This is a genomic window from Azoarcus sp. CIB (assembly GCF_001190925.1).
In the GTDB taxonomy this organism is placed as follows: domain Bacteria; phylum Pseudomonadota; class Gammaproteobacteria; order Burkholderiales; family Rhodocyclaceae; genus Aromatoleum.
Genome location: NZ_CP011072.1, coordinates 1,302,946 through 1,320,076, shown reverse-complemented (window position 1 = coordinate 1,320,076; position 17,131 = coordinate 1,302,946). Strand labels below are relative to the sequence as shown.

The window sequence follows — 17,131 nt, the reverse complement described above, 5'->3', positions numbered from 1 at the left end:
CCTCGGCTCCTTTGGTGTGTGTGCTTTATTCATAGTCCGACATCGGCGGGCAGGCGCACACGAGATTGCGGTCGCCATACACGTTGTCGACCCGGCCGACCGGCGACCAGTACTTGTTCGCGCGCAGGCTGGCGAGCGGATACACGGCCTGTTCGCGGCTGTACGGGTGCGTCCATTCCCCGGCGATCGCTTCCGCGGTGTGCGGGGCGTTGACCAGCGGGTTGTCCTTGGCGTCGAACTCGCCGCTGCCGACCTTGGCGATCTCCTGGCGGATCGCGATCATCGCGTCGCAGAAGCGGTCCAGCTCTTCCTTGGACTCGCTCTCGGTCGGCTCGATCATCAGCGTGCCGGGCACCGGGAAGGACATCGTCGGCGCGTGGAAACCGAAGTCGATCAGGCGCTTGGCGACGTCATCGACGCTGATGCCGGTCGCGTCCTTGAGGGGACGCAGGTCGAGGATGCACTCGTGCGCGACCATGCCGTTCTCGCCGCGATACAGCACCGGATAGTGCGCATCGAGGCGCTTGGCGATGTAGTTGGCGTTGAGGATCGCCATCACTGTCGCGTTGCGCAGCCCTTCGGCGCCCATCAGCGTAATGTAGGTCCAGGTGATCGGCAGGATGCTGGCGCTGCCGTACGGCGCAGCGGCAACGGCGCCGATGCCCTTGAGGCCGCCCGTGGCGTTGCCGGGGAGGAAGGGCGCGAGGTGCGACTTGACGCCAATCGGTCCCACGCCCGGTCCGCCGCCGCCGTGCGGGATGCAGAAGGTCTTGTGCAGGTTCAGGTGCGACACGTCGCCGCCGAACTTGCCCGGCGCGCACAGGCCGACCATCGCGTTCATGTTGGCGCCGTCGATGTACACCTGGCCGCCGTTGGCATGCACGATCTCGGTGATCTCGCGCACCGCGGTCTCGAACACGCCGTGCGTCGAGGGGTAGGTGATCATGATCGCGGCGAGCTTGTCGGCGTGCTGCTCGGCCTTGGCCTTCAGGTCGGCGACGTCGACGTTGCCATTCTCGTCGCAGGCGACCACCACCACGCGCATGCCGGCCATGTTGGCCGTCGCGGGGTTGGTGCCGTGTGCGGAGCTCGGGATCAGGCACACGTCGCGGTGGGCTTCGCCGCGGCTCGCATGGTAGGCACGGATCGCCAGCAGGCCGGCGTATTCGCCCTGCGAGCCGGCGTTGGGCTGCAGCGACACGGCGTCGTAGCCGGTGCAGGCGCACAGCATCTGCTCCAGCTCGGCGGTGAGCTGGGCGTAGCCCTGGGCCTGGTCGGCCGGGGCGAAGGGATGCAGGCCGCCGAACTCGCGCCAGGTGATGGGGATCATCTCGGTGGTGGCGTTCAGCTTCATCGTGCACGAGCCCAGCGGGATCATCGTGCGGTCGAGCGCCAGGTCCTTGTCCGCCAGCGCGCGCAGATAGCGCAGCATCTTGGTTTCGGACTGGTACTTGCTGAACACCGGATGCATCAGGAAGGCCGAGGTACGCAGCTGGCCGGCCGGCAGGGCCTCGGGCGCGAGGTTCTCGACGTCGGCGAACTCAGGTGGCTCAACTCGCACTTCGGAACCGTTGGCGAACACCGCCCACAGCGCCTCGACGTCGGCGCGGGTCGTGGTCTCGTCGAGCGAGATGCCGACTGTGGTCGCGTCGATCTCGCGCAGGTTCATTTCACGGCCGCGCGCGGCGGCATGCACGGCCGCGGCGTCGGCGACGCGCACGGCGATGGTGTCGAAGAACGCGTTCGTCACCACTTCGGCGCCGACGCGGCGCAGGCCGGCGGCCAGCGTCGCGGTCAGGCGATGCACGCGGCGGGCGATGGTCGTCAGCCCCTTCGGGCCGTGGTAGCAGGCGTACAGGCCCGCCATCACCGCCAGCAGGACCTGCGCCGTGCAGATGTTGGACGTGGCCTTCTCGCGGCGGATGTGCTGTTCGCGCGTCTGCATCGCGAGGCGGTAGGCCTTCTTGCCGTGGCTGTCGATCGACACGCCGACGACGCGGCCCGGCATCACGCGCTTGTGCGCGTCGAGCGTTGCGAAGTACGCGGCGTGCGGGCCGCCGTAGCCCAGCGGAACGCCGAAGCGCTGCGTCGTGCCGATCGCGACGTCGGCGCCGAGCTCGCCCGGCGACTTCAGCAGCGTCAGCGCGAGCAGGTCGGCCGCGACGACGACCAGCGCCTTCTTGGCGTGGGCGGCGGCGACGATGCCGGCGTAGTCGACGACCTCGCCGGTGCTGGCGGGATACTGCAGCAGCACGCCGAAGAATTCATGCTGATCGAGGTCGGTCGCGGGGTTGCCGACGATCACCTCGAAACCCAGCGGCTCGGCGCGGGTGCGCACGACCTCGATGGTCTGCGGGTGGCAGTCGCTGGACACGAAGAAGGCCTTGGCCGGATTCTTCGACAGGCGCTGGCAGAAGGTCATCGCTTCGGCCGCCGCGGTCGCTTCGTCGAGCAGCGAGGCGTTGGCGATCTCCATGCCGGTCAGGTCGGTGATCATGGTCTGGAAGTTGAGCAGCGCTTCCAGGCGACCCTGCGAGATCTCCGGCTGATACGGCGTGTAGGCGGTGTACCAGGCCGGGTTCTCGAGGACGTTGCGCAGCACGACACCCGGGGTGTAGGTGTCGTAATAGCCCGCACCGATGAAGGAACGGAACACCCGGTTCTTCCCCGCGATCCCGCGCAGCAGCGCGAGCGCGTCGGCTTCGGTCCGGCCCTCCGGGAGGGAGAGGGGCGAGGGCGACAGGATCGAAGCCGGGATCACCTTGTCGATGAGCTGGTCGAGCGAATCGAGACCTAGCGCGGCAAGCATCGCCTGCGTTTCGGTCACATCCGGGCCGACATGGCGGCCGACGAAATCATCGCGCTGCTCGAGTTGCGCGAGCGTCGCGGGGAAGCGGGTGTCGTTCATGTTCATGGCTTGGGCAGTTTCCGGAAGATGATCGATCAGGCAGTCAGCTTGTCGTAGGCAGCCTGGTCGAGCAGCCCGGACAGCGCGGACGGATCGTCGAGGCGGACGCGGATGAACCAGCCCTCGCCCATCGGGTCTTCATTGACCGTCGCGGGCGCGTCGGCCAGTGCGCCGTTGACTTCGACGACGGTGCCGGCCAGCGGCATCTTCAGTTCGCCGGCGGCTTTCACCGATTCGATGACCGCGGCTTCGTCGCCGGCCGCAAAGCTCGCGCCGACGTCCGGCAGCTGCACGAAGACGATGTCGCCCAGCGCGTTCTGCGCGTAGTCGGTGATGCCGACCGTGACGACGTCGCCCTCGACGCGCAGCCACTCGTGGTCTTCGGTGAATTTGATCGTGCTCATGAGGTCTCCAGGTTCGTGTGGGTTGATGCAAGGGTCTGCTTCAGTGACGGCACGAATGTTATCAACCGGTTGACATGAGTGAATTTGATAGTTGAAATGAAATCATTAATCGCACAAATGAACGGTGCACAATGCAAAACATCCCCACCGAACTGCTGCGCACCTTCCTGAAGGCCGTGGAGACGGGCAGCTTCACCCGCGCGGGCGAGATCGTCGGACGCACGCAGTCCGCCGTGAGCCTGCAGATCAGGCGCCTGGAAGAGATGCTGGACGCACCGTTGTTCGTGCGCGGCACGCACCGCGTGAAGCTCACCGAGGAAGGGGCGACGCTGGCCGGTTACGCGCGGCGGATGCTGGCGCTGAACGACGAGGCGGTGAGCAGCCTGCGCCGGCCCAAGGTCGCCGGCAGCGTGCGCCTGGGTGCGCCGCATGAATACACGGCGTCGCTGCTGCCGGTGATCCTCGGCAAGTTCGCGCAGTCGCATCCGGGCGTGATGCTCGAAGTGACCTGCGACCTGAGCAAGAACCTGCTCGCGCGGCAGGAGAAAGGCGAATTCGACCTCGTGATCGCCCTGCACGACGACCCCGAAGAGCGCGGCGGCGCCAAGGTGCTCACCGAGCAGCTGGTGTGGATCACCAGCCTCGACCATGAGCGCCACACGCAGCGACCGCTGTCGCTGGTGGTCGCGCCGCCGCCGTGCATCTACCGCAACCGCGTGCTGCAGACGCTCGGCCGCCAGCAGCGCCCCTGGCGCATCGCCTACATGAGCTCCAGCTACAGCGGCATCATCGCCGCCGTGCGTGCCGGCCTGGGGGTGACCCTGCTCGCCGGCAGCACCGTGCCCGAAGGGGTGCGGGCGCTGGGCGAGCGCGACGGCTTCCCCGTGATGGGCGAACTCGACGTGCGGCTGTACGAGCGGCCGGAAAGCGCGACCGAGGCGGTGCGCTGCCTCGCGGACTACATCACGAGCAGCTTCGCCACGTCCGACGGCGCGCGCGGTAGCGGATCGGCATCGTCAGGCGCGCAGATGGCGGGCGAATAGCGCCGCCAGCGGCCGCGCCGCGACGCTCAGGGGCACGCCGCGCAGGCTCAGGATGCCGAGCGACATCGGCGGTGGCAGCGGCTCGACGGCGAACTCCTGCAGCCCGGCGCCGAAGATGGGATCACGTATCAGCACCGTCGGGCCGAAACCGATGTGGTCGGTTCGCCGCATGAGCTCCAGCATCAGCGTGGGCGACGCGCAACGCACGGTGTTGGCCGGCACGTCGATGCCGTTGGCCACCAGCCAGTTCACGAGGTGGCTGCCCTGGCTCGCCCCGGTCAGGTTCAGCACCCAGCTCGCGCCGCGCAGTTCCGCCCAGGTGCGCACCGCGGCGAGCGGATGGCCGATGCGGCCCGCGGGCGAGGCCGGGATCTGCGCGAGCGGCTCGAAATCCACCTCATAGGGAAGATCCTGCGCATTGGCCAGCGCCACCGCGAAATCCAGGCGCCCTTCGGTGATGCCGGGCACCACGTTCGTCAGCAGCCCCTCTTCCAGACTCAGTGCGGCATCGGGCTGGATGCGGCGGAATTCGGCCAGCACGCGCGGCAGCACCGTCGCGGCGACCAGCGGCGTCAGCGCGACGGCGATTCGCGCGCCCGCCCCGCCGCGCAACAGCCGGACCTCCTCGCGCGCCTTCTCCAGCGTCGCCAGCGCCAGCCGCGCACGCACCAGCAGGGCGTGGCCGGCGGGCGTGAACACCACGCCCTTGTAGCTGCGCGTCAGCAGCTCCGCACCCACGTCCTCCTCCAGTTCGCGCAGCGCCTTCGTCAGCGCGCTCTGGCTGAGATGCATCGCCCGCGCCGCCGCCCGGATCGAACCGGCATCGGCAACCTGCACGAGCGCCTTCAGCTGATGGTCCTTCATCGCGGCAAGTGATTACCTATGGTTGTCACCCCGGAAAAAGTACCGCCTTCCGCGATCGGTAGCAAATCCTATTATCAATCCATGAACACAATTGATCGCATCCTCCCCGACGAAGCCGCGATGAAGACTTGGCGGCGTGCCATCCACCAGCACCCCGAACTCGGCTTCGACGAGTTCGAAACCAGCCGCCTGGTCGCCGACCAGCTCCACCAATCGGGCTTCGAGGTACATACCGGCATCGCCACGACCGGCGTCGTCGGGACCCTCAGCTGGGGCAAAAGCGGGGGCAACAGCGGGGAACAAGGTGGAAACACGGGCGGCCCGCGCCTGGGGCTGCGCGCCGACATGGACGCGTTGCCGATCCACGAGGAGACCGGCCTGCCGTGGGCAAGCCGCAATCCCGGCCGGATGCACGCCTGCGGCCACGACGGCCACACCGCGATCCTGCTCGGCGCCGCGCAGGTGTTCGGGCACCTGCAGCGCGAAGGCCGCCTGCCCGGCAGCGGCACGCTGAACCTGATTTTCCAGCCCGCCGAGGAACTGGGCGGCGGCGGCGGCGCCAAGCGCATGCTCGAAGAAGGCCTGTTCGAGCGCTTCCCCTGCGATGCGATCTTCGCGCTGCACAACTTCCCCGGCGTGCCGACCGGTCACTTCCGCTTCCGCCCCGGCCCCTTCATGGCCTCGTCGGACAAGGTGCTGATCCGCTTCGACGGCAAGGGCGGTCACGGCGCGCTGCCGCATCTCGCCATCGACCCGACGCTGCCGGCTGCGGCAACCGTGCTGGGTCTGCAGACGATCGTCGGGCGCAACGTCGATCCGGTCGACATGGCGGTGGTCAGCGTCGGCCGCATGTCGGCCGGCAAGGCCTACAACGTGATCCCCGAAACCGCCGAACTGGAACTGAGCGTGCGCGCGCTGCGTCCCGAAGTGCGCGACCGCCTGGAACAGCGCATCTGCGAACTGGTCCGCGGACAGGCTGCCGCCCACGGCGTCGGCTGCGACATCCGCTACGAGCGCGGCTACCCGGTGCTGATCAACAGCGCCGAGCAGGTGCGCTTCGCGACGGAGGTCGCGCGCGAGCTGATCGGCGACGACAAGGTCGACGGCAACGCCCCGCCCCTGTCCGGCAGCGAAGACTTCGCCTTCATGCTGCAGCAGGTGCCCGGCTGCTACCTGCTGATCGGCAACGGCGACAACGGCTTCGCCGGCGGCGAACACCTCGGGCCGTGCAGCGTGCATAACCCGCATTACGACTTCAACGACGCCTGCCTCGCGCCGGGCGCCGCCTTCTGGGTGGCCCTGGCGAACCGATTCTTCAGCGGCTGAGCGCCAGGCGGCACCGCAACCCAAAACGACAAAACAGACTCACCAAGAGGAGACACGCATCATGAGCAGCAACACCGCAGCGCCGCGCGCGCGCCAGATCGTCGCAGCCGTCATCGGCAACGCGCTGGAATGGTACGACTTCATCGTCTTCGGCTTCCTCGCCGTCGTGATCTCACGCCTGTTCTTCCCCGCCGACAGCGAGTACAGCTCGCTGCTGATGGCCACTGCGACCTTCGGCGTGGGCTTCTTCATGCGCCCGGTCGGCGGCGTCCTGCTCGGCATCTACGCCGACCGCAAGGGCCGCAAGGCCGCGCTGCAGCTCATCATCGCCATGATGACGGTATCGATCGCGCTGATCGCCTTCGCCCCGCCCTACGCCGCGATCGGCGTCGCCGCGCCGCTGCTGATCGTGCTCGCGCGCCTGCTGCAGGGCTTCGCCACCGGCGGCGAGTTTGCCAGTGCGACCTCTTTCCTGATCGAGAGCGCCCCGCCCAACAAGCGGGGCCTTTACGGCTCATGGCAGATGTTCGGCCAGGGCTTGGCGGTGTTTGCCGGCGCCGGCGTCACGGCGCTGGTCACACGCAACCTCTCGCCCGAGGCGCTCGACGCCTGGGGCTGGCGCATCCCGTTCATGATCGGCCTGCTGATCGGCCCGGTCGGCCTGTGGATCCGCCGCCACCTGGAAGAAACCGAGGCCTTTCTGGAAGCCCACAAGGCGCCGGCGGAAAAACAGTCGATCGCCCGCATGCTCAAGAACCACCTGCGCGAAGTCTTCGCGGTCATGGGCGTCACGGTGTGCGGCACGGTCGGCTTCTACGTGATCCTGGTCTACATGCCGACCTTCGCGACCAAGCAGCTCGGCATGGTGCTGTCGGATGCCTTCACCGCCCAGGTCATCGCGGTCGCGCTGATGACCGCCCTGATGCCGGTGTTCGGTGCGCTGTCCGACCGCGTCGGCCGCAAGATCCTCGTCATCCTCGCCGCCGCCGGCCTGCTCATCGCGTCCTACCCGCTGCTCTCGTGGGTCCATGCTGCCCCCTCGTTCGAACGGCTCGTCACGATGCAGATCGTGCTGTGCATCCTGCTCGCGGTCTTCTTCGGCCCGATCTCGGCGGTGATGGCCGAGCAGTTCCCGGCCGGCGTGCGCTCGACCGGCCTCGCGCTCGCCTACAACGTCGCGGTGATGATGTTCGGTGGCTTCGCGCAGTTCATCGTGACCTGGCTGATCCACACCACCGGCATCACCATCGCCCCGGTGTTCTACGTGATGTTCGCCGCTGCGCTGGGCTTGGTCGCCGCCCTCTTCCTCACCGACCGCACCCACGTCGCTCACCTCGCGGCGGTCGACGAGGAAACGGCCGACTCGCAGGGCGGGCAGACCGGCAGGGACGCCGCGATCCTCCCGCGCACCGCGTTCAATCGCGCCTGAAGCCGGCGCGAACCGGCCGCCCCCTCGTCCGGGGCGGCCTTTTTCATTCAGGTGAACACCTCGCCCAGATTCACCGTCGCCTGGCTGCCGACGTGCTGGCGCTTGGTGCGGATCCAGCGCGCGGCGCGGGCACGCCCGAGGTCGCGCAGCTCGTGCAGGAAGGCGCGCGCCGCGTTGAGCTTGCTACCGCTGCCGCTCTCGGCAAGCTCCTGCGCCTCGATCATGTGAAAGCGCAGGCCCAGCAGCTTGCGCTCGAGGCGCCCGTGCGGCACCCAGCCGCTGCCCGCCTCCAGATAGGCACGGGCGTGCGCGATCATGCGCATCTCGCGCAAGAAGGTCGCCGAGAAGCCGAGCTCCACCGTGCGGTCGGCAATCTCGCCGGCGCTGCGCGGTGCCGCGGCAATGCGCAGCGGGTTCAGGAGCACGAGCAGGATGTCCGGCGTCTCGCATTCGTACATCAGCGGGTAGACCGCCGGGTTGGCGCTGAAACCGCCGTCCCAGTAGGCCTCGCCGTCGATCTCGACGGCATGGTGCATCGTCGGCAGGCAGGCCGACGCCAGCAGCATGTCCTCGGTCAGTTCGGCGGTGCGGAACAGGCGCACCTTGCCTGTCTGCACCCGTGTCGCGGCGATGAACAGACGCAGGCGGCACTCGCGACGCAGGAACCCGAAATCGAACTGCGCACGCACCACCTCGCGCAGCGGGTTCAGCTCGAGCGGATTGAACTGGTAGGGCGACAGCAGCCGCGTCATCCCCAGCATCATGCCAAGCGGATTGGGCAGTGCGCCGTTGCCGTTGGGGTTCATGCTGTGCAACAGGTCGAGTTCCAGCGGCGCGCTCGCCGCCACCGCCTCCCAGAAATCGGACAGGCTCGCGCGCGCGCCCTCGCCCCCGCCGCGCGTCCATCCCTGCGCCAGCGCCACCGCGTTCATCGCACCCGCACTGGTCCCGCTGATGCCGTCGAGCCTCCAGCCCTCCTCCAGCAGCCGGTCCAGCACGCCCCATGTGTAGGCGCCGTGCGCCCCGCCCCCCTGCAGCGCGAGGCTGATTGCGGGCAGCTCACCACGCTTGCCTGACCACCATCGTTTGCGCAGCATGTTCCACTCCCTTCCATGCACAGAAACACTCTTGCTGCACTGCACCATACAGCAAGAACGGCAACGGGAGTGTTTCAGATGGTCAGGCCATGGACATCCGCAGCGCAAATCCGACCGCCGCGCACACGGCGATCACGTGGATGACGTTCGCCTTGAAGCGGAACAGTGCGATGAGCCCCGACGCAAGGTCGAAGCCGCCGCTCAACCGGACACCGGAGCCTGTCCCGCCTCGCGTCGCACCGCAAAGCGCAGCGGCGAACGCACCGCCGGCCGGCCGAAGGGTGCGCCATAGGCAAAGCCCTGGGCAAGCACGCCCTGCGGCAGATCGGACGATGCCCTGCCCTCGACCCGCGTCACGATCACCCGCGCCGATCCCGCGCGCGCCTGCAGCGCATCGAGCGCCTTGCGGGCATCACCCTCGGCCTGCAAAGCCGCCGTACCGATCTTGATGAAGTCCGCCGGCACGATCCCCGACAAAGCATGCCATTGCGCCGCGGACTCGACGTTCACGGCAACGCGGAAGCCGTTGTGGCGATAATTCCGCAGCACGAAGCTGAGCAGGTCCGCCTGCCGGCTCGCGACGACCGGGGCCTCGATGACGATGCGTTCCGGCGGAAATCCAAGCGCGTCGACCACCTTGCGGAACGCCGCTCCATGGTCGCCCGCGACGGCCGCCAGCAGACGGCCATGCACGTTCAGGAACAGCAGGCCGTCATCACCCACCGACGCGATGAAGTTCAGCGCATGGACGGTGCGCGCGAGCCGGTCGAGCGCGATCAGGCGGTCGTCGTCGGCATTGGCCGAGAACAGCACCCACGGCGACAGGTCGCGCCGACCGCCCCCCAGGCAACGCAGGAAGGCCTCGTGCCCGACGACCTGACCGGACGACGGATCCACGATGGGCTGGAACACGCTCGACAGCTCGCAGCCGAACCAGTCCCCCACGACGCCGCCGTCCGCAAGGCGGCGCAGCTGCCGGCCGGCCTGACGTTCGAGCGGCAGGCGAAAGAGGAAGTCGCGAACGCGATCGGCGATCCGCGAAGTCGGACTGGTCATGACGGGCTCCATCGGTGGTCTTGGGCGAATCGCGACGCATCGCGCACGGAAAGCCGGCACATCGTCGCACCCCGACTTTACGAGGGCATGTCACGGACGCGAACGATGAAATTCTGCTGAGCTTATGCGCGCAGAGCCGGCCGCTGCGGCCGTGGTGAAGTGCAGCGTCGCTTACAAACACGTAATACCGCCGTCATCGATCGGACAGTCGTCGCGGCGCAAACTTTCGAACACGAGCGAAGGATTCCGGAGCATCCGCGCCGGAAGGGCATTCGCCGGAAAGTGCCGGAGTTCATCATGAGAACCACCATTCCTTCCGTCGCCGCAATCGCCGCAGTGCTCGGGCTGTCCTTCAGCGCCAGCGCAGCGTCCCAGGCGCCGGCCGTCGAGCAGGCCCGCAGCACAGCACAAGCGCCCACCGCGACAGACGCGGCAACCGCGCCGCGGCACAGTCACATGGGCGAAAAGATCGGCGTGCGCGCAGAACAGACCGTTGCGGCCGGATCGGCAGCTGCGAAATCGACGCCTGTAAAGCCCGCCGCCACGCGCCACAATCACCAGCGCGACTTCAAGTAGACGACGGCTGCGACAGCGCATTTTTCGTCCAACCAGCCACGGCGGGCAAATCGCAAACGATCTGCCCGCCGTTCCCTTGTGTGCAAACAAGCGGCCGCAACCGCGGCCGCTCTCCCCGCGCGCCGTTCAGCGCCCGCGGTGGTTGGAATGCAGCAGGCTGTCGAGGCGCCAGACCTCGTTCCCCTGCATCGAGATCTTGGTGCCGTCCAAGGCCTCCATCGGGTGTCCCTGATCCATCGAGAACGCCCGACCGAACCGGTCCTCCATGGCCATCTTGCCGTCCCGGAAGACGTGCAGCGTCGAACCGTCCTTGAGATCGTAGGATTTCTCCACCGTGTTTGCGCCGTAGCCGTCACGGACGGTTTCGCGCAATGCGGGCCTCGCCGGCGTGGCGGGCGCCGCACTGACGTCATCGAGCCAATGGGCCGAGCCGGCCTCGGAATAGTCCGTATGTGCCGATGCTGCAAAGGTGCCGGCAAGCAGCGTTGATGCGATGACGATGCGGATCGATGTGCCTTTCATGATGACTCTCCTGGCTGTGACTGGGTCAGGCGCTCACATGCGAGCAACCATGATCGAATGCTAGGAAAGCCCCCCCGACAGGACGATGACCGCGACATTACGCTTTGTTCAGCTCAACGTCATTTTCAGGAAATCATCGGCGAACGCGATTCACGAGCGCCCGGTTTCCGCATCCGCGCACGTCGACCGCGATCCGGATGCCTGAAAGTGCTGTGAACTACCCGGAATATGGCCTCTGTTTCGATGCTGACAGGAATGTAATCATCGCGTCAGGGTGAAGTCGATCTCCGCGGTCTATGATGGATTCATCGGAACAGCGGATGGATGCCATGCACTCGCAGCACTCTCCCGTGCCCGCCCCCGTGAGGGACGCACCTCGGACGAAGCGCGTCCGCTGGGTATTCGGCATGTTCCTGGCAATCGCCGCCACCCTGCTCGCCTTCGAACACCGGATCCACCTGCTGGGCATTCTGCCCTGGCTGTTCCTGCTCGCCTGTCCGCTGATGCACCTGTTCATGCACCACGGCCGTGGCGGCCACGGCGATCACCACGGCACGCCAGGCGACGGAGGCACCCGATGACCGAATCGAGCCCCGCCTATGGCCTGTGGTCGCTCGTCGCGATCAACTCGGCTGTGTTCATCCTCTTCGCCGCCAGTTTCTTCAAGCCGCGTTCGTCGCGCGACTGGCGCACGCTGGGCATGTTCTCCGCATTCATCGTCGCGCTGTTCGCCGAGATGTACGGCTTCCCGCTGACGATCTACCTGCTGTCGGGCTGGCTCGCGGCACGCTTCCCCGGCGTCGACTTCCTTTCCCACGACGCCGGCCATCTGCTCGAAGTGATGTTCGGCTGGCGCGCCAATCCGCATTTCGGCCCCTTCCACATCCTGTCCGGCATCCTGATCGGTGGCGGTTTCTGGCTGCTCGCCGCAGCATGGAAGGTGCTCTACGCCGCGCAGGCGGCCGGCACGCTGGCCACCACCGGCCCGTACGCACGCCTGCGCCACCCGCAGTACGCGGCCTTCGTCGTGATCCTCGCGGGCTTCCTGCTGCAATGGCCGACGCTGATCACGCTTGCGATGTTCCCCGTCCTCGTCGTCGCCTACGTGCGTCTCGCCCGTCGCGAAGAGCGCGAGGCCGCGGCGACCTTCGGTGCCGACTGGCTGCGTTACGCGGGCCTGACTCCGGCCTTCTTCCCGCATCGGACGAAACCCCGCCCCCACCCGATCGCCGACGGCCACGGCGAGCATTCATCAGGAGAAGGATCATGAAACTGCTGTTGACCACCGCACTCGCACTGTCGCTCGCTACCCTGTCGCCGGCCTGGGCCGAGGATGCCCACCACCCGGAACAGGCGGCCGCCGCGACGGCTCCTGCCCCCGCACCCGAAAAGACGATCCAGCGCATGCGCGACAACACGGCCACGATGCAGTCCCAGCTCGACGCGCTGGCCGCGGCGAAAACACCTGAAGAACGCCAGAAGCTGCTCATGCAGCATATGCAGACCATGCGCGAGAACATGATGATGGGTCAGCAGATGGCCGCGGGCGATGCCGCTCCGATGGGCTGCCACATGATGGGCGGAAAGGGAGGCATGATGGGCGGCAAGGGGATGATGGGCGGCATGGGCATGATGGGTGGAATGATGGAGGCGGATCCTTCCGGCGCCTCGCCTGATGCCATGACACAGCGCATGCACCAGATGGAACGGCGCATGGACATGATGCAGATGATGATGGAGCGCATGGCCGGCCCGGCGGGCAAGCGCCCCGCGAAGTGAGCGCTTGCGTGAACGTATGCGGAGGACCGCGCGATGCTCGAATCGCTGAAAGACCCGGTGTGCGGCATGAGCGTGAAGCCCGACTCGCCCCACCACACTACGTTCGCCGGTCACGAATACCACTTCTGCAGCGCCAAGTGCCTCGCCAAATTCAGCACCGATCCGCAGCGCTACCTGGAACCCGCAGCGCAGGTCGCGCCCGCCGGGGAGCCGCCGGCCGCAGCCGAATACACCTGCCCGATGCACCCCGAGATCCGCCAGCCCGGCCCCGGCTCCTGTCCGAAATGCGGCATGGCGCTGGAACCGGTTCTGCCGGAACTTGAGGAAGGCGAGAACCCCGAGCTGGCCGATTTCCGTCGGCGCTTCTGGTGGCCGCTGCCGGCCACGCTGCTCGTCACCCTGATCGCGATGTCGGGCGGATTGTTCGATCCGCTGCTCGGCAGCGCGCGCGCATGGGTCGAGTTGCTGCTCGCGACGCCCGTCGTGCTGTGGGGCGGATGGCCGTTCTTCGTGCGCTGGGCGCAATCCATCGCCAATCGCAGCCCCAACATGTGGACGCTGATCGGCACCGGCGTAGGCGCCGCCTACGGCTACAGCGTCGTCGCGACCGTCGCGCCGGGCGTGTTTCCCGAATCCTTCCACATGGGCGGGCATGTCGCCGTGTACTTCGAAGCCGCCGCGGTGATCGTGTCGCTGACGCTGCTCGGACAGGTGCTGGAACTGCGTGCGCGATCGGAGACGGGCGCTGCAATCAAGGCGCTGCTCGGCCTCGCGCCCAAGACCGCACGACGCATCAACGCGGACGGCAGCGAGGAGGACATCCCCCTGACCCACGTGCATCCGGGCGACCGCCTGCGCGTGCGGCCCGGCGAGAAGGTGCCGGTGGACGGCGCCGTGCTCGAAGGCACGAGCGCCGTGGACGAATCGATGCTCACGGGCGAGCCGATGCCGGTATCGAAGTCCGCCGGCGACAAGGTGATCGGCGCGACGCTCAATACCAGCGGCGCGCTGGTGATGCAGGCGGAGAAGATCGGCTCGCAGACCGTGCTCGCGCAGATCGTGCAGATGGTCGCGCAGGCGCAGCGCTCGCGCGCGCCGATGCAACGGCTGGCCGACCGCGTCGCGGGGTGGTTCGTCATCGTGGTCGTCACGATCGCGGCGCTGACCTTCCTCGGCTGGGGCCTCTTCGGCCCCTCCCCCTCATGGGCCTACGGCCTGATCAACGCCGTCGCGGTGCTGATCATCGCCTGTCCGTGCGCGCTCGGGCTCGCGACGCCGATGTCGGTGATGGTCGCGACCGGCAACGCCGCCACACAGGGCGTGCTGTTCCGCGACGCCGCGGCAATCGAGAACCTGCGCCGCGTCGACACCCTGATCGTCGACAAAACCGGTACGCTCACCGAAGGGCACCCCGCATTCCACAGCACCGTCGCCGCCCCCGGCCGCGAGGCGGACGAGGTGCTGCGCGTCGCCGCGAGCCTCGACCAGGGCAGCGAGCATCCGCTCGCGCACGCGATCGTCGGCGAAGCGCGGAACCGCGGGCTGGCGCTGTCCAAACCGGAGAGTTTCGAATCGTCCTCCGGCATCGGCGTGCGCGGCTCGGTCGACGGACGCAAGGTGGTGCTCGGCAACACCGCGCTGATGGACGAGGAAGGCATCGACTGGCACGCGCTTGCGGGTCAGGCCGAAGCGCTGCGCCTCGAAGGCGCGAGCGTGATGATGCTCGCCATCGACGGTGCCGTCGTGGGACTGGTCGCCGTTGCCGACCCGGTCAAGGCCACAACCCCCGAGGCGCTCGCGGAACTGCGCGCGCACGGCATCGACCGCATCATCATGGCGACAGGCGACGGACTGACGACGGCGCGCGCCGTCGGCAAGCGCCTGGGCATCGAGGAGGTGCTCGGCGAGGTCAAGCCGAAGGACAAGGACGAACTGGTCGCGCGGTTGCAACGCGAAGGACGCGTCGTGGCGATGGCGGGCGACGGCATCAACGATGCGCCCGCGCTCGCCCGCGCGGACGTGGGCGTGGCGATGGGCACCGGCACCGACGTCGCGATGTCCAGCGCGCAGCTCACGCTCGTGAAGGGCGACCTGCGCGGGATCGCCGCCGCACGCCGCATCTCGGTCGAGACGGTGCGCAACATGCACCAGAACCTCGCCTTCGCCTTCGTCTACAACGCCCTCGGCGTACCGCTCGCGGCCGGCCTGCTGTACCCCTTCACCGGCCTGCTGCTCTCGCCGATGGTGGCCGCGCTGGCGATGAGCGCGAGCTCGGTGTCGGTGGTCACGAACGCGCTGCGGCTGCGCCGCGCGGCACCCGCGACCAACTGAACGCGTCCGCGCCCGGCCACGCGAGTGGAGGCACGCATCCCGTTCAGGGCATCGCCGCGCGCACCCACTCCGCAACCGTCGCCGGCGTGGGAATGCGCCCCGACGAGACGAGCTTCCCGTTGATCACCAGCCCGGGCGTCTTCAGCACGTCGTGGGCGATGATCTCGTTCATGTCCGTGACCTTCGTGATCTCCGCCTGCACGCCGAGCGACGCGACCGCCTCGCGGGCGACTTCCTCGAGCTTGCGGCAGTTGGCGCAACCGGGACCGAGAACCTTGATGCTCACCATGATCAGACTCCTTTCACGAGGGTGGATGCGGCGCGTCGGCTGGCGAAGGACAGCAGCACGGCCAGCACGCCGATGAAGGCGCCCAGCCACAGCGCGAGCCGCAGCAGCGACACGCCGTCGACCCACGCGCCGTAGGTGAAGCCGGCGATGGCACTGAACAAGGCCACCAGCCCGACGTAGGTCGCCGTCTTGCGCCGGCCGATGATGGCCGAGATGATCAGAATGCTCTGCAGCGAGAGTTCGGGGTCGGACATCAGGTAGGCGAGCAGCGGCCCGCGGTGCATGCCGAGATCGAGGAACATCTTCGCGATGGGCACTTCGACCAGTGTCGGGAAGTACATGAACACGCCGAAGGCCACGCCGGCGAGGTTGCCGACGACAGAGTTCGTGCCCGCGAGCATCTCGATCCACTCGGGGCGGATCAGCACGCGGATCATGCCGACGATGAAGACGCCGATCACCAGCAACGGGAAGATCTGCTTCACGAAGCGCCACGACTCCCACAGCCAGTCGCGCAGTTCGTCCGGCGACAGGTGCGAGCGTGCGATCAGCCCGACTCCCGCCAGCGCGACGGCTACACCGAAGAATTTTCCGGTGAGCCCGACCTGCAGTCCCTCCGGCGCCGTCTGCACCGACAGCGCGGCGACGAGCAGCGTCAGGGCGATCGTCGCGAGGCTCGTCCACGTCCATGCGTTCGCCCCGTCCTGGATGTTCTCGAGCCCGCGCCACGCGCTGAAGCCGATCACCGCGAGCAGGGCGATCAGCACCACACCCTGCAGCGACACCCCCTCCTCGCCTTTCGCCGCATCGAAGGGCACGAGCCGGTCGAGCACGCCCTGCCAGATCTGCGCATCGGCGAGCGGCAGCTCGAAATTCACGTAGGTGCCGGTCAGCACCCCGAGCTTCAGCGTGCCGGCCAGCAACAGCGCGACCCACACGAAGAGGAAGAACAGGGACGCCCGCCCCATGCCCTCACCCCGCGCAGTGAAGGGGCTGTCGGTCGCGAGGTCGTGCGCGACATCGTCGGCGCGGAAGATCAGCGCCATGATCAGGCCGATGCCGATGCCGAAGATCAGCGACAGCACGAAACGCGCGATGGCGAGATCCGGCCCGATGATGCCGCCGGTGTAGACCAGCGCGAGGATGTTCGCCGCGGGCGCGAAGAACAGGAAGGTGATCGCCGGCCCCAGCCCGGCGCCTTTCTTGTAGATGCCGGCGAAGAGCGGGACGATGGTGCAGGAACATACCGCCAGCAGGGATCCCGCCGCTGCCGCGGCCGGATAGGACACCGCCTTGCTGGAATTGCGCCCGAGGAAGCGCGTGACCGTTTCCTTGGGAATCAGCGCCGCCATCGCACCGGCGATGAAGAAGGCCGGCAGCAGGCACAACAGCACATGTGCTGCGAGATACGCAGCCAGGTTTCCGAGCCCGCCGTAGAAGACGGGCAGGATCCAGGATGAAACGCTTTCCATCGCATTGCTCCTCGGCCCGACGACAGCGCCCCACG

Annotated in this window: 17 protein-coding genes; 8 read left to right on the top strand and 9 right to left on the bottom strand. The window is 67.7% G+C overall.

Annotation, left to right across the window (positions count from 1 at the left end):
* Positions 1-25 precede the first annotated feature (25 nt).
* Positions 26-2,914 (bottom strand): aminomethyl-transferring glycine dehydrogenase, encoded by a 2,889-nt coding sequence (gcvP, locus tag AzCIB_RS05810; protein WP_050415022.1) that lies wholly within the window; start codon positions 2,912-2,914, stop codon positions 26-28.
* A gap of 29 nt (positions 2,915-2,943) precedes the next feature.
* On the bottom strand, positions 2,944-3,312 hold the full coding sequence (gene gcvH / locus AzCIB_RS05805; RefSeq protein WP_050415021.1) for a glycine cleavage system protein GcvH: 369 nt from the start codon (positions 3,310-3,312) through the stop codon (positions 2,944-2,946).
* Positions 3,313-3,443: 131 nt separating this feature from the next.
* Between gcvH and AzCIB_RS05800 the strand changes: the two genes are divergently transcribed.
* Positions 3,444-4,355 carry a LysR substrate-binding domain-containing protein gene (locus AzCIB_RS05800; protein ID WP_050415020.1) on the top strand — a complete coding sequence of 304 codons (912 nt, stop codon included), beginning with the start codon at positions 3,444-3,446 and terminating at the stop codon, positions 4,353-4,355.
* On the opposite strand, the gene AzCIB_RS05795 is transcribed toward AzCIB_RS05800, so the two are convergent.
* Positions 4,329-5,219 (bottom strand): LysR substrate-binding domain-containing protein, encoded by an 891-nt coding sequence (locus AzCIB_RS05795; protein WP_050415019.1) that lies wholly within the window; start codon positions 5,217-5,219, stop codon positions 4,329-4,331. The genes AzCIB_RS05800 and AzCIB_RS05795 overlap by 27 nt on opposite strands.
* Positions 5,220-5,300: 81 nt before the next feature.
* Between AzCIB_RS05795 and AzCIB_RS05790 the strand changes: the two genes are divergently transcribed.
* Both AzCIB_RS05790 and AzCIB_RS05785 read left to right on the top strand, forming a co-directional pair.
* A complete protein-coding gene (locus AzCIB_RS05790; RefSeq protein WP_050415018.1) occupies positions 5,301-6,545 on the top strand; it encodes a M20 aminoacylase family protein in 1,245 nt (414 codons plus the stop codon).
* A 61-nt stretch (positions 6,546-6,606) separates the two neighbouring features.
* Positions 6,607-7,974: an MFS transporter gene (locus tag AzCIB_RS05785; RefSeq protein WP_050415017.1), complete on the top strand. Its 1,368-nt coding sequence runs from the start codon at positions 6,607-6,609 to the stop codon at positions 7,972-7,974.
* 47 nt (positions 7,975-8,021) lie between these two features.
* Here AzCIB_RS05785 and AzCIB_RS05780 read toward each other — a convergent pair whose 3' ends face one another.
* The 3 genes from AzCIB_RS05780 to AzCIB_RS05775 form a co-directional block, all read right to left on the bottom strand.
* Positions 8,022-9,071: a patatin-like phospholipase family protein gene (locus AzCIB_RS05780; protein ID WP_050415016.1), complete on the bottom strand. Its 1,050-nt coding sequence runs from the start codon at positions 9,069-9,071 to the stop codon at positions 8,022-8,024.
* An 82-nt stretch (positions 9,072-9,153) separates the two neighbouring features.
* A complete protein-coding gene (locus AzCIB_RS24840) occupies positions 9,154-9,276 on the bottom strand; it encodes a hypothetical protein (RefSeq protein WP_286130911.1) in 123 nt (40 codons plus the stop codon).
* The gene (locus AzCIB_RS05775; RefSeq protein ID WP_050415015.1) at positions 9,273-10,127 is read right to left on the bottom strand and encodes an EAL domain-containing protein; all 855 of its coding nucleotides are present in this window, start codon (positions 10,125-10,127) and stop codon (positions 9,273-9,275) included. Before AzCIB_RS05775 ends, AzCIB_RS24840 begins: the two co-directional genes overlap by 4 nt.
* Positions 10,128-10,424: 297 nt before the next feature.
* Here AzCIB_RS05775 and AzCIB_RS05770 point away from each other — a divergent pair, with 297 nt between their 5' ends.
* On the top strand, positions 10,425-10,703 hold the full coding sequence (locus tag AzCIB_RS05770; protein ID WP_050415014.1) for a hypothetical protein: 279 nt from the start codon (positions 10,425-10,427) through the stop codon (positions 10,701-10,703).
* Positions 10,704-10,829: 126 nt separating this feature from the next.
* Here AzCIB_RS05770 and AzCIB_RS24620 read toward each other — a convergent pair whose 3' ends face one another.
* Positions 10,830-11,225 (bottom strand): CopK family periplasmic copper-binding protein, encoded by a 396-nt coding sequence (locus AzCIB_RS24620; protein ID WP_050415013.1) that lies wholly within the window; start codon positions 11,223-11,225, stop codon positions 10,830-10,832.
* A gap of 407 nt (positions 11,226-11,632) precedes the next feature.
* Between AzCIB_RS24620 and AzCIB_RS05760 the strand changes: the two genes are divergently transcribed.
* From AzCIB_RS05760 to AzCIB_RS05745, 4 genes are read left to right on the top strand one after another with little or no spacing between them, the layout of a single operon-like run.
* A complete protein-coding gene (locus AzCIB_RS05760; protein ID WP_502685646.1) occupies positions 11,633-11,806 on the top strand; it encodes a DUF2933 domain-containing protein in 174 nt (57 codons plus the stop codon).
* Positions 11,803-12,495, top strand: a complete 693-nt coding sequence (locus AzCIB_RS05755; protein ID WP_050415012.1) for a methyltransferase family protein — start codon at positions 11,803-11,805, stop codon at positions 12,493-12,495. Before AzCIB_RS05760 ends, AzCIB_RS05755 begins: the two co-directional genes overlap by 4 nt.
* Entirely contained in the window at positions 12,492-13,004 is a 513-nt protein-coding gene (locus AzCIB_RS05750) for a hypothetical protein (RefSeq protein ID WP_050415011.1), read from the top strand. The genes AzCIB_RS05755 and AzCIB_RS05750 overlap by 4 nt, the downstream gene beginning before the upstream one ends.
* A 33-nt stretch (positions 13,005-13,037) precedes the next feature.
* The gene (locus AzCIB_RS05745; RefSeq protein ID WP_083446884.1) at positions 13,038-15,335 is read left to right on the top strand and encodes a heavy metal translocating P-type ATPase; all 2,298 of its coding nucleotides are present in this window, start codon (positions 13,038-13,040) and stop codon (positions 15,333-15,335) included.
* 43 nt (positions 15,336-15,378) lie between these two features.
* Here AzCIB_RS05745 and AzCIB_RS05740 read toward each other — a convergent pair whose 3' ends face one another.
* Both AzCIB_RS05740 and AzCIB_RS05735 read right to left on the bottom strand, forming a co-directional pair.
* Complete coding sequence (locus tag AzCIB_RS05740) at positions 15,379-15,624, bottom strand: thioredoxin family protein (RefSeq protein ID WP_050415010.1); 246 nt, start codon at positions 15,622-15,624, stop codon at positions 15,379-15,381.
* 2 nt (positions 15,625-15,626) lie between these two features.
* Complete coding sequence (locus tag AzCIB_RS05735) at positions 15,627-17,096, bottom strand: permease (protein WP_050415009.1); 1,470 nt, start codon at positions 17,094-17,096, stop codon at positions 15,627-15,629.
* Positions 17,097-17,131: the final 35 nt, after the last annotated feature.